This is a genomic window from Chiayiivirga flava (genome assembly GCF_014202825.1).
GTDB lineage: Bacteria > Pseudomonadota > Gammaproteobacteria > Xanthomonadales > Xanthomonadaceae > Chiayiivirga > Chiayiivirga flava.
The window spans coordinates 335,851-348,411 of the sequence record NZ_JACHHP010000004.1; the positions used below are offsets into that span (position 1 = coordinate 335,851).

Sequence of the window (12,561 nt, forward strand, 5' to 3'; positions counted from 1 at the left end):
CGGAAAATGCAAAGGGGCGGCCGTCGCCGGCCGCCCCTGTGTCAGAGCGATGCACGCCAGCGTGCATCGCTGGCGCAAGCGTTCAGTCTTCGAAACCGTCGGCGAAGATCGGCGCGGCGGCCACGCGCAAGGTGAAGTCCAGAGCGACGCTTGCCCCGTGGACATCGGTAGCGGTGACCGTGATCACGTGTTCGCCCAGGTCCGCTTCCGACACCGGGCCCGAAATGACGCCGGTGGCCGGATCGATGACGAGGACACCGGGCAGGCCGTCGGCGGAGTAGGTCAGCGTGTCGCCGTCGGGGTCGCTGAATCCCTGCGCTGTCGCAATGTCGGCGACGGCGCCGACCGGCAGGGTAGCGTCCGGCAACGATGTCGCGACGGGCGCAAGGTTCGCCGTGCCGAGGCCGAAGCCAAAGTCTCGGTTGAGCGCAACCGTGCCGTTTCCGATGCTGACGGCGTAGCTGCCTGACGGCGGCTCGGTCAGGGTGACTGCATCCGGCAGAAGCATGCGCACATCGAATTGTCCAGGCGCCGCGTCGATGCGGTAGTTGCCGAAGCCGTCGGAGACGCCGGAAGGCTCCTCGGTGGTCTCAAGATTCAGCGTCCAGCTTTCGAAGGTGCCGACAGGGTCGCCGAAGTAGTCGGTCACCTGCAGCTTCCAGATGCCATTGACGTCGATCCCACGCAATCTCGACAACGGTTCGACGGGCCTGAAACTGCCGGTGAGAGGCGCGTCCGAGCCCCCGGTTTCGTCGATTCCGATCGATGCGTCGTCGTCGAAGACTGTTCCAAGGAAATTCTCCCCATATGCACTGCCAGAGGTGAGCTTCACCGATTTTCCGTTGGGAGCAGTCAGTGTGATGTGGAGTTGTTCGACCCATGCGTGACTGATCTGCACCATGACGCTGGCTTTTTCGAGTACATGCGTAGTAGCAAGCGCAATCTCGATCTCGTCCGAAACGCCGGCGTGATCCGCGTCGGGAATGACAAGTGCCGGAGTGCTCTCCACCGACGTCACGGCGGGGCTGTCGGGGACTCCGTTGGCATTTGCGTCGACGAAAACGTTTTCCCCGACGAGCGGGAGGTCTGGCTCGCCGAGGTCACCATTCTCGTCGACATCGGCGTAAACCGTGCCGTAGATGCTGCGACGGCGTAGCTGCGCAAAGTCAACTCCCAGGTTGTTTCCCAGACCGGTGACGTCGATTTCGTGGAATCCGGGTGCGGGCGCGGTTGAGAGCCAATCTTGGTCATCGACTCCAACGCGATAGATGTCGGGAGCGAGGTCGACGAAGGTGTAGCCACCGAGCTCGTCGGTGAGCATGTGCGGCTCTGCACCGGTTTGCAGCGTCAGCGACCACTGTTGCAGGGCGCCGTCGTCCGAATCGGGCGACAGATCGACCGCCTCCAGTGTCCACGTGCCGTTGGGATCGATTCCCGCCAGCGCTCCGAGCGGTTCCCGGGGTGTGAATACGCCGGTGTAAGGAGGGGGAGCAAAATCGAGCGGCACGGCCGCGTTATCGTCGAACACTGTGCCTGAGAAATTCTGACCGCCGTTCAACGGGCCGAGCCCTGGCCGGTCGGCCAGCGTGACGCTCTGTCCGTTGGGGGCAACAAGCCGGACGAGCACATCCCCGATCCATGAGTGATCGACGTCGATTGCGACGGTGAGCCCATCCAGACGCTGCGGCAGGCCAATGACTTCGAACGAGTGCGACGTCTGAGCCGTGTCCTGGCCGAACACCAGCCCGAGGTTCGGTTCGCTGTTCATGGTGTGCAATGTCGAGGGATCGCGTACACCATTGGCGTTGCTGTCGAGGTAAACGGTGGCGGCATGCCGAAAGGGATCCCCTGGGTCGGCAAGGCCATTTCCATTCCAGTCCTCGAACACGCTGCCGCCAATCGAAATCGATGTCACCGTCACCTTGATCGGGAATGAAAAGGCCGGCGCCTGCGGGTCATTGGTTTGCAGTGTCAGCTCGGCTTCATACGTGCCTGCCTGATCGCCGATGAATCCAAGTGTAAACGTCGTGGATTCGCCAAGCGCGAGCTGCGTTGCTCCAACGGGCTCGTCGACAGCGAACTCCGGCGCGCCGGCAAGCGAGAGCGCGCCGAGGTTGAGGACTTCGGTGCCCGTCGAGACAACGTTGAAGGTAATCGGCAACAGCGTGCTTGCTACCGCGGAAAATTCCAGTTCACCGGTATGCTGAACTTCGGCGCCTTCGACGAAGACGCGGACGTTCGCGTTGCCGACAGCTGCAACCGCCGAGGCGGCGTTGATTCGACCAAACCCGTACTCGGCGTTGAACCCATCGTTATACGGAACGGGACCGACCTTGTCCGCATTGAGCATGAGCAGGGCGCGTACGTCTGCGCTGTTCAACGTTGGATCGACGCCAAGCAGCAACGCACCAACGCCCGCAGAAAGCGCGGATGCAGCGCTGGTGCCGCCAAAATTGTTGGTGTAGTCGAGATCCGGAAGGCCGTTGAGGCCGTCTTCACCTTGGCGGTCCGTGGAGGTGATCCCCGAGGAAGCAATGTCATCACTGGGAGCGACCAGGTCAAGCTGAGGGCCGAACTGACTGTAAGTTGCGCGAACATCCTGGCTGTTTGATGCGCCGACCGCGATTACGCCCGCGATGGTGCCAGCCAACGATGCAGGGTAGGTGATTTCGCTACTCGCGAAGTTGCCGCTGGAGAAAAAATTCGCAGTGCCCAGTCCGTTTCGGCCGTGGTCGGCAGCCCATTGCAGTGCATCCTCGACCACGCTGGTCGGCGCTCCGTAGCCCCAGCTGCTGTTGGCGATATCCGCACCATGCCAAGTGTTGTCGCCCGGATTTCGGCCGCGCCCAGCCGAATACGCCAGCGCGGAGGCGATGTTTGCGTCATCTGTCGCAGAACCATCGCTGAAGATGCGCGCGGCGAAGATGCGCGCTCCGAAAGCAGCCCCGGTAATGCCCTGCGCGTTGTTGCCGCGACCGGCTGCAACGCCGGCAAGCGGTGTTGCGTGGAAGTCATCGGGCGTGGTGGCACCGGGATTGTTGTCGCCCAGTCCGCCACTGGTGAAATCCCAGCCGATAGTGTCATCGATGTAGCCATTGCTGTCGTCATCGACGCCGTTGGCGGGGATCTCGCCCGGGTTCTGGAAGATGGCGAGGTCCGGATGGCCCATGTCCGGGCCGTCGTCGACGATGGCGATCACGATGTCGGATGCGCCCGAGGGCACCAGATCCCACGCTTCTTTCAGATGCGCATCGGCACCGGGCGTGCCAAAGCTCTGGCCGGTGTTGTCGAGGTGCCATTGGTCCGGAAACAGCGGATCGTCCGGAGTGAACTGGCGTTTGCGCTCCTGGAAGAAGTTGGGCTCGGCCCAGAGGATCCGCGGGTCGTCCTGCAGCGCTGCGGCCAGTGTCAGTACCGCCTCGCCCGCGCCGGCGGAGGCGCGGGCGACGAACGCGTCCGAACTCGCCACGCGCTGCGCGCCGGCAAAGCGTGCGTCTGCGAAGAAATCCTGTTCCGACACACCCGGGCGCAACCGCACCAGAAGCTCGTCGGTGGCGATCGCATAACTGGCGTACTTCGTATTGATGAACACGGGCGCGCTCCACGCCACCACCGGCTCTGCCGCAAGGCGAGTCATCGCTGCAGCGAGGCTGTCGTATGCGCGTGCCGGCGACTGCTTTGCCGAGTCGGCGAGCGACGTGCTGGCAAACACCGCAAGTCCGCTACGCAGGCGACGCTCCGGCACGAATCCGGCCAGCGGTCCGGCGCCGCGGGTGAGCTCGTTCACAGCCTGCGCGGGTGCATCGGACTTGAGCTGCACGACGATCTGGTCGACGCGCCTAACCAGATCGTAACGCACGCCCTTGACGCTGTAGTGATCGCCCTGCCAGAGGGTCGGCTGACCGCGGACGGCGGGCTCGGATGGCGGCTTGTCGGGCTGAGACGGGGCGTGTGCCGCAAGACGTGCCGGCGCAGCCGACAGTCCGATGGGCAGCAAGAAGACCGCCAGCGCAAGCGCCAGCGGTGTTCCGCCGAATCCGGATCGTTTCATGATGCAGGGTCCATTCTGATTATAGTTGCGGCACAAATTGCCGCGCTGGGTATCCGTTTCCTACTGACCCCTGCGTTGCAGTCGCGCGACGTCGACACACGTTCCGTGTGTGTTCGAGCCGCTGCGAATCTCGCGCGCACCTCGGTTCAAACGACCCTGCAGAAGAGTCGTCCGTCCCTGTCCGCGCAAGTAACAAATCGTCGACCACAGCCTGTCGACGGTCAACCCAGAAAGAGCAGGGCCGATGCATTGCAGACGTGTCCGAAGCGACCTGCGCGCAAGGTGCCAAAGTGCCTCAGGCAGTTGATTTTCTGGGGCTCCAACGCTCGGTACGACGCGTAGTGCGAACGAGGTCGACAAAAAAACAATACCGACGCGACATTTTTTTCAATACAAACCGCTCCGGAGTTTGAGCCGATTCGTGGTCTCCGAATAGGCGGCGCGTGGCTTGAGACTACGGGCGGCGGTGCCGTGGACAGGTTCTGCGCGATTTCTGCGCGTGCGCCGTTGTAGACAAACAAAAAGGGGCGGCCGTCGCCGGCCGCCCCTGTGTCAGAGCGATGCACGCCAGCGTGCATCGCTGGCGCAAGCGTTCAGTCTTCGAAACCGTCGGCGAAGATCGGCGCGGCGGCCACGCGCAAGGTGAAGTCCAGAGCGACGCTTGCCCCGTGGACATCGGTGGCGGTGACCGTGATCACGTGTTCGCCCAGGTCCGCTTCCGACACCGGGCCAGAAATGACGCCGGTGGCCGGATCGATGACGAGGACACCGGGCAGGCCGTCGGCGGAGTAGGTCAGCGTGTCGCCGTCGGGGTCGCTGAATCCCTGCGCTGTCGCAATGTCGGCGACGGCGCCGACCGGCAGGGTCACGTCCGGCAACGATGTCGCGACGGGCGCAAGGTTCGCCGTGCCGAGGCCGAAATCGCGGTTCACCGCAACGCCGTCCTGCGCGATGGGTACGAGATAGTTGCCGCTGACCGGCTGCGTCACCGCGAGGCCGTCCGGCACGATCAGGCGCACGTCGTAGACGCCAGGCACCACGTCGAAGCGGTAGTTGCCGAACGTGTTGCTCGTCGCCTGTGGCTCAGGCCGATACTCCATCTCCAGTGTCCAGCTGTCGAGGGTGCCAACGTCGAACCCGTAGAGATCGCCGACGAACAGCGTCCAAAGCCCGTTGACGTTGACGCCATTGAGTGTCGACAACGGTTCGACCGGCCGGAATTCCCCGGTGAACGGTGCGTCGAACTCGGAGACCTCCGTAATGCTGGCCGCGGCATCGTCATCGAACACGGTGCCGGAGAAGTCGTTTCCACCGCCGCCATTGTTGGCAGTCAGTTGCACGATGCGCCCGTCGGGCGCCCCGAGGAAGACGACAAGGTCGCCGACATAGGTGTGGGTGATGTCGATCTCCACGCGCAGGTCGACCAGTGCCCCGACCGGAAACGGCTCGTCGACCGCCATCATGTCGAACACGCCGAACGGGTCGGCATCCGGGATCGCGAGCCCCGGCGCCTGCGTGTAGCTCGCCGCCACAGGGTCTGCGATGACGCCGTCGCTGTTGCCGTCGAGGAACACGGCGGCGTCAGCGACCGGCGCTTCGTCGGGCTCGGCCGTGCCGTTGGCGTTCGCATCGTCGTAGACGCGACCGTAGATGGCGTGCTGGCGCACCTGCCCGAAGTCGAAGCCGACGTTGTTCTCGCTGCCGACCACCTGCACCTCGTGGCTGCCGCCGAACGGTTCCGTCACGGTCCAGCCGGGCGCGTCGACGGCAACGTGGTAGGTGTCGGGCGCAAGGTTGAGGAAGCGGTAGTCGCCTGCGTCGTCCGTGACGGTGATCGGTTCGGCGCCAGTGAACAGTGTCAGGCTCCATTGGTTCAGCGTGCCGTCGTCTTCGGCCGGGAACATGTCGGTGATCTCGAGCGTCCAGTCGCCGTTGGGGTCGATACCCGCGAACGTCGCCAGCGGCTCGACCGGCCGGTAGGTCAGGGTGTACGGCGGCGCGGCACCGTTGATCGGCAGCGACGCGTCATCGTCGAACGTCGAGCCGGGATAGTCGTCGGCGTCGTTCAACGGACCGCCGGGCTGGTCGGCAAGCACAATGGCCTGGCCATTTGGTCCGATCAGGCGAACGACGGTGTCGCCGATCCACGAGTGCGTCACGTCGAGCGTGACCGTCACGCGGTCGAGCGGCACGTCGATGCCGGCCACCTGGAGGGTGTGGGTGACCTGCACCGGCGCCTGTCCGAAGCCGAGTCCGAGCGGGCCGCCGCTGTCGATGCCCTGCTGCGTCGAACCTTCCAGCGTCCCGTTGCCGTTGAGGTCGAGGTAGACGGTCGCACCGACGCGCGCCGGATCGCCCGCGTCCTCGATGCCGTTGCCGTTCCAGTCCTCGAACACGTGGCCGCCGATCGAGACCGGCTGCACGTCGACATGGATGGGAATCGAGAAAGCCGGTGTCTGCGGATCGTTGCTCTGCAGCGTGACGACCGTGTCGTAGCTGCCCGCCTGTCCGGCGAGGAAACCGATCGAGAACGCGGTCGATTCGCCGAGCTCCAGCGCGGTGTCGCCGAGCGGCTGCTCGAGGGCGAACTCCGGGGCGCCGGCGAGGGCGAGGCCGCCGAGCGTCAGCGTTTCGCTGCCCGCCGACACCACGCTGAACGTGATCGGGAGGGTGTCGCCGGCCACTGCGGTCAGCGGCAACTCGATCGAGTGCTGCACTTCCTCGCCCTCGTGGAACACACGAATCTGGGCGCTGCCGATCGCCGCGACCGCGGCTGCAGCATTGATGCGGCCGTAGCCGTATTCCACGTTGAAGCCGTTGGTATAAGGCAGCGCACCGATCTTGTCGGCCGTGCCGCGCAGCAGCGCGCGGATGTCGGACACCGTCAGCGTCGGGTCGGCGCCGAGCAGCAATGCGCCGACGCCGGCTGCCAGCGGCGTTGCAGAACTGGTGCCGCCGAAACTGTCGGTGTAGTCGAGATCGGGCAGACCGTTGAGGCCGTCGGCGCCGAGGCGATCGGTGGTGGTGATGCCGAGCGTGCCGCCGTTGCTCGGCGCCACGAGGTCGATTTCCGGTCCGTACTGGCTGTAGCTCGAGCGTTCGTCCTGGTTGTTCGACGCGCCGATCGCGATGACGCTGGGCATCGTCGGCGACAGCGACGCGGGATAGCTGACTGCATCGACGCCCGCATTGCCGGTTGCGAAGAAGTTGCTCGTGCCGAGCCCATCACGGCCGTTGTCCGCGGCCCACTGCAACGCGTCCTCGATCGCCGTGGCCGGCGCGCCACCACCCCAGCTGTTGTTGGTGATGTCGGCACCGTGCCATGGGTTGTCGCCCGGCATGCGGCCGCGACCGGCCGCATAGGCGAGGGCGGAACCGATGTTGGCATCGTCGGTCGCATTGCCGTCGTCGCCGAAGATGCGCGACGCGAAGATGCGTGCGCCGAATGCAGCGCCGGTGACCCCCTGCGCGTTGTTGCCGCGCGCTGCGGCCACGCCGGCGACCGGCGTCGAGTGATAGTCGGTCGGCGTCGTCGCGCCCGGATTGTTGTCGCCCAGACCGCCACTGGTGAAGTCCCAGCCGATGGTGTCGTCGACGTAGCCGTTGCCGTCGTCGTCGATGCCGTTGGCGGCGATTTCGCCCGGGTTCTGGAACACGGAAAGATCGGGGTGGTCCATGTCCGGGCCGTCGTCGACGATGGCGATCACCACGTCCGAGGCGCCCGACGGCACCAGATCCCATGCCTCCTCGAGATGTGCATCGGCGCCGGGCGTGCCGCCGCCCTGGCCGGTGTTGTCCAGATGCCACTGGTCGGCGAACAGCGGATCGTCCGGGGTGAACTGGCGTTTGCGCTCCTGGAAGAAGTTCGGTTCGGCCCAGAGGATGCGCGGATCGTTCTGCAACTCGCCAGCCAGCGCGAGGACTGCGGTACCGGCGCCGGCCGACGCCCGCACGACGAACGCGTCCGAGCTCGCCGCACGCTGTGCGCCGGCAAAGCGTGCATCGGCAAAGAACGCCTGCTCGGACACGCCGGGACGCAGCCGCACGAGGAGTTCATCTGTGGCGACCGCATAGGAGCCGAACGTCGTATTGACGAACACGGGTGCGCTCCACGCCACCGCGGGCTCGGCCGCAAGGCGCGACATGGCCTGACTGACGCTGTCGTAGGCGCGCGCCGGCGACTGCGACGCCATGCTTGCGAGCGACGCGTTGCCGAACACCGTCAGCCCGGCACGCAGGCGCCCTTCGGGCACGAACCCGTCGAGCGCGCCGCCGGCGCGGGTCAGCTCCTCGACCGTCTGCGACGGCGCGTCGGGCCGAAGCTGCACGACCACCTGGTCGGCACGTCGGACGAGGTCGTAACGCACGCCCTTCACGCTGTAGTGATCGCCATGCCAGACCGTCGGCAGGCCGCGGACCGCGGGTTCCGCGGTCGGTTTCGCAACAGCTGCGGGCGCGTGCGTGGAAAGACGTGTCGGCGCTGCCGACAGTCCGATGGGCAGCAGGAACACTGCCAGCGCGAGCGCCAGCGGTGTTCCGCCGAATCCGGATCGTTTCATGGTGCAGGATTCCTTGTCAGGTCGATGCGCGGCACTGATGGCCGCGTTCTGGTTCCGTTTCCGTTTGACCCCTGCCTTGCATCCGCGCGGTCGATCCGCCGTCCGTGTGCGGTCGAAACTCGCGGCACCGTGCACGCGTCTCGATCGATCCCGAGGGGATCGCCGAGGGTCAGGCGGGCAACGTGCAGGGATCGTCGACCAGTCGCTGCGGGGTGGTCAACGCAGACGCTTCCCAGGCAACACGCGTACGCGCGACGTGCCGTTCGTGTCAGCGGTGTGCCGAAAGCACGGCCAAGGTGTTGTGCGGAAAGGAAGATGTTCTTCGCTGCGGCGCTGCGTGTTTACGCGCAGGCAAACAGTTCGATACGGATGTCTAACGAATGCGACAAAAGAATCTATGGGAATCGATTCGTTGTTAACGCCGATTCGTCGCAGTCGATGGCGTCTGGCCAGCAGATCCGGCGCGAACGGAGTCCACCCAGCATCGTTCTGCGCCACCACCTCAGTAAATGAGGTTCACCACACCCAGCATCACCACCACATACAGCGCCGTGAGCGGCAGTCCCACGCGCAGGAAGTCCCAGCCGCGGTAGCCGGCGGGGCCGGCGACCATTGACAGCACCGGATTCGAGACGCTGATGAGGTTGGTGGACGCCGACAGTCCGACGATCAGCGCGAACGGCAGTGGCGCCGCGCCCGAGGAAATGGCGATGTTGATCGCCATCGGCACCATGATGGCGGTGGCGCCGACGTTGCTGACCACCAGGCCCAGCACGATGGTCAGCAGCGCGACCGCGGCCTGCAGGGTCCACACGGGCACGTCGCCGAGGCGTTCGAGCGTGCCCTGCGCGATCCACGCCGCAAGGCCCGACGAATCCACCGCCCAGCCGAGCGGGATCAGGCTCGCCATGAGGAACACCGTCTTCCAGTTGATCGCCGCGTATGCCTCGTCCATGTTCAGCACGCCGGTCAGCAGCATGCCGATCACGCCGGCCATCAGCGCGATCGGCACGGCGACCTGGTGCGACAGCGCGAGTGCCAGCGCCGCACCGAAGATCACGAGCGCGTGCCAGAGCTTGTGCGGCCGCTGCTCGTCCTTCGGATAGTCGGTGACGACGACGAAGTCGCGCGATTCGGCCGCCAGCGCCAGATCGCGCCAGATGCTGTGGAACACCAGCATGTCGCCGGCGCGCAGGGTCACGCTGCGGATGTCCTCGCGCAGCACTTCGGTGCCGCGGTTGATGGCGAGCACGCTGATGCCGTGGCGCTTGCGCAGGTGCAGGTCGCCGAGCGTCTGGCCGATGAAACGCGAGTTGGGCGGGATCACCGCTTCGGAAATGCCAGCGCGGCTGGGGTTGAAGAGGTCGCCGAAGTTGCGCAGGCGGGTCTGCATGCGCATGAGATTGTTCTGGGCATAGTCCCCGATGGTCTGGCGCCGGCCCATCACGCCGAGCACGCTGCCGACCCAGATCATCTGGTCCGCCGGCGGCGCCAGGCGCGACTCGTTGCCGGACTTGAGCGCGAGCAGCAGCGGCGCGTTCTTCTGCGCCTCGGCCTCGCCGATCGACATGCCCACGAGCGGGCTCTCGGCGGTGACGGTGAGCTCGAACACCTCGCCCTCGATGCCGTAGGTGCGCGCGAAATAACTCTCGGTGCGGGCCGGCGCCACGCCCTTGTCCTCGGCCTTGCCGAAGAAGCGCTTGCCGAAGAGGCGGAAATACACCAGGCCCAGCAGCAGCAGCGCGATGCCCACCGGCATCGGCGCGAACATCGGCAGCGGCTGCAGCGTGGCCACGCCCGAGGGCAGGTTGCGGTTGGCCGAGGCGAGCAGGTCGTTGAGCATGATCAGCGGCGAATTGCCGACCATCGTCAGCGCGCCGCCCATGATGACCGCCACCACCATCGGCATCAGCAGGCGCGCGACGGTGACGCCGCTGCGCGCCGACAGGCGCGAGGTCACCGGCAGGAACAGCGCGGTCACGGCCGGGTTCTGCATCACCGACGAAATCAGGCCGGCCGCGGCCGAATTGAACAGCACGAGGCGTTCCTCGTTGCCTTTCGAACGACGCAGCAGCCAGCCCGCGAGCCGGTTGAGCACGCCGGTGCGGTCGAGGCCGGCGCCGAGAATCATCGTTGCGATGACGCTGATCACTGCGGTGCCGGCGAAGCCGTCGAACAGCTGCTCGGCGGGCACCAGATCCAGCAGGCCGAGCGCCACCAGCACCAGCAGCGCGACCACATCGTTGCGGACCCGCTCCCAGACGAACATCACCATCGTGAAGGCGACCAGGCCCAGCACGAACAGCATGTCGTTGGTGAGGCTCAGGCTGCGCTGGCCGAGCTCCAGCTCCATCACGCCGCCTGCGCGCGCGGCGCGTTGCTCGGCGAAGCGGGCGCGGCAATGCGGTTCACGCCGGATCCCGTCTCCGGTAGAGCAGATCCCACACGCCGTGGCCCAGGCGCTGGCCGCGTGCCTCGAAATGCGTTTCCGGCCGCCATGCGGGGCGCGCGAACCAGCCGCGCGGGCCGGCTTCGTTCTCGAACTGCGGGTCGGCGTCGAGCACGTCCCACATGTGTTCGGCGTACGCCTGCCAGTCGGTGGCCAGGTGCAGCAGGCCGCTGACGCGCAGCTTGCGCGCGAGCAGGCGTGCGAACGTGGACGAAACGAGACGGCGCTTGTGGTGGCGCTTCTTCGGCCACGGATCGGGGAACCAGATGCGGACCTCGTCGAGGCTGGCATCGGCGATATCGTGCTCGAGCACATCCACGGCATCGTGGTTGTAGATGCGCACGTTGCTCGCGCCGTCGTCGGCCAGTGCGTTCAGCAGCCGCCCGACGCCCGGACGATGCACCTCGATCCCGATGAAGTCGCGCGCCGGTTCGTTGCCGGCGGCGAACCGCAGCGCTTCGCCGTTGCCGAAGCCGATCTCCAGCACGCGGTCGGCGTGGCGGCCGAACACGGCGTCGAAATCGCGTGCGGTGCCGAGCGGTTCCAGTCCGTACTGCGGCCAGTGCAGTTCGAACGCGCGGTCCTGTGCCTCGGTGAGGCGCCCCTGGCGCAGCACGAAGCTGCGGATCGCCCGGCGTGGCGAGGCGGCGTCCGGCGCAGGCGTGGCCTCGCTCATCCGATCAGGCCGTCGACCGGCGACGAGGCGCTGGCAAACCGCTTGCGCGGAATCCGCCCGGCGAGGAAGGCCTCGCGCCCGGCGTCCACCGCCTTGCGCATCGCACTCGCCATCAGCACCGGGTTTTTCGCACCCGCAATGGCGGTGTTCATCAGCACGCCGTGGCAACCCAGTTCCATCGCGATGGCGGCATCGGACGCGGTGCCGACGCCGGCGTCGACGATGATCGGCACGGTGGCGTTCTCGACGATCTCCAGCAGGTTGTAGCGATTCTGCACGCCGAGCCCGGAGCCGATCGGCGCGGCCAGCGGCATCACGGCGACGCAGCCGATCTGTTCGAGGCGCTTGGCGAGGATCGGATCGTCCGAGGTGTAGACCATCACATCGAAGCCGTCGGCAACCAGTCGCTCGGCCGCGGCCAGCGTGGCCACCACGTCCGGGTACAGCGTGCGCGCATCGCCGAGTACCTCGAGTTTCACGAGCGTGTGCCCGTCGAGCAGTTCGCGTGCGAGCTGGCAGGTGCGCACGGCATCGTCGGCGGTGTAGCAGCCGGCGGTGTTGGGCAGGATGGTATAGCGGTCGGGCGGCAGCACGTCGAGCAGGTTCGGCTCGTCCGCGCTCTGGCCGATGTTGGTGCGGCGGATCGCCACGGTGACGATCTGGGCGCCGGCGGCGTCGGTGGCGGCGCGGGTCTGCTCCAGATCGCGGAACTTGCCGGTGCCGGTGAGCAGGCGCGAGGTGTAGCTGCGGCCGGCGATGATCAGTGGATCGGCAGAAGGCGTGTTGGCGTGCATGCTCCGATTATCGCCGAGCCGGCACAGGGAAA

At 66.2% G+C, this 12,561-nt stretch carries 5 protein-coding genes; all 5 read right to left on the minus strand.

Going from position 1 to position 12,561, the window contains the following annotated elements; all coding sequences use genetic code 11:
* Positions 1-82: 82 nt before the first annotated feature.
* The 5 genes from HNQ52_RS12295 to HNQ52_RS12315 all read right to left on the minus strand — a co-directional run bounded on the left by HNQ52_RS12295 (position 83) and on the right by HNQ52_RS12315 (position 12,529).
* The gene (locus tag HNQ52_RS12295) at positions 83-4,051 is read right to left on the minus strand and encodes a S8 family serine peptidase (RefSeq protein ID WP_183961468.1); all 3,969 of its coding nucleotides are present in this window, start codon (positions 4,049-4,051) and stop codon (positions 83-85) included.
* 593 nt (positions 4,052-4,644) lie between these two features.
* Positions 4,645-8,610: a S8 family serine peptidase gene (locus tag HNQ52_RS12300; protein ID WP_183961469.1), complete on the minus strand. Its 3,966-nt coding sequence runs from the start codon at positions 8,608-8,610 to the stop codon at positions 4,645-4,647.
* Between the two features lie 502 nt (positions 8,611-9,112).
* Complete coding sequence (locus HNQ52_RS12305; protein WP_183961470.1) at positions 9,113-10,963, minus strand: SLC13 family permease; 1,851 nt, start codon at positions 10,961-10,963, stop codon at positions 9,113-9,115.
* Between the two features lie 55 nt (positions 10,964-11,018).
* Positions 11,019-11,735, minus strand: coding sequence for a tRNA (guanosine(46)-N7)-methyltransferase TrmB (gene trmB / locus HNQ52_RS12310; RefSeq protein WP_183961471.1), 717 nt, complete (start codon positions 11,733-11,735; stop codon positions 11,019-11,021).
* Positions 11,732-12,529, minus strand: a complete 798-nt coding sequence (locus HNQ52_RS12315) for a thiazole synthase (protein WP_183961472.1) — start codon at positions 12,527-12,529, stop codon at positions 11,732-11,734. The genes trmB and HNQ52_RS12315 overlap by 4 nt, the downstream gene beginning before the upstream one ends.
* Between the last annotated feature and the right edge of the window lie 32 nt (positions 12,530-12,561).

Bases quoted from the DNA above. Each gene is read 5' to 3' on its own strand.
- HNQ52_RS12295 (WP_183961468.1), bottom strand. From the start codon at position 4,051: ATGAAACGATCCGGATTCGGCGGAACACCGCTGGCGCTTGCGCTGGCG.
- HNQ52_RS12300 (WP_183961469.1), bottom strand. From the start codon at position 8,610: ATGAAACGATCCGGATTCGGCGGAACACCGCTGGCGCTCGCGCTGGCA.
- HNQ52_RS12305 (WP_183961470.1), bottom strand. From the start codon at position 10,963: ATGGAGCTGGAGCTCGGCCAGCGCAGCCTGAGCCTCACCAACGACATG.
- trmB (WP_183961471.1), bottom strand. From the start codon at position 11,735: ATGAGCGAGGCCACGCCTGCGCCGGACGCCGCCTCGCCACGCCGGGCG.
- HNQ52_RS12315 (WP_183961472.1), bottom strand. From the start codon at position 12,529: ATGCACGCCAACACGCCTTCTGCCGATCCACTGATCATCGCCGGCCGC.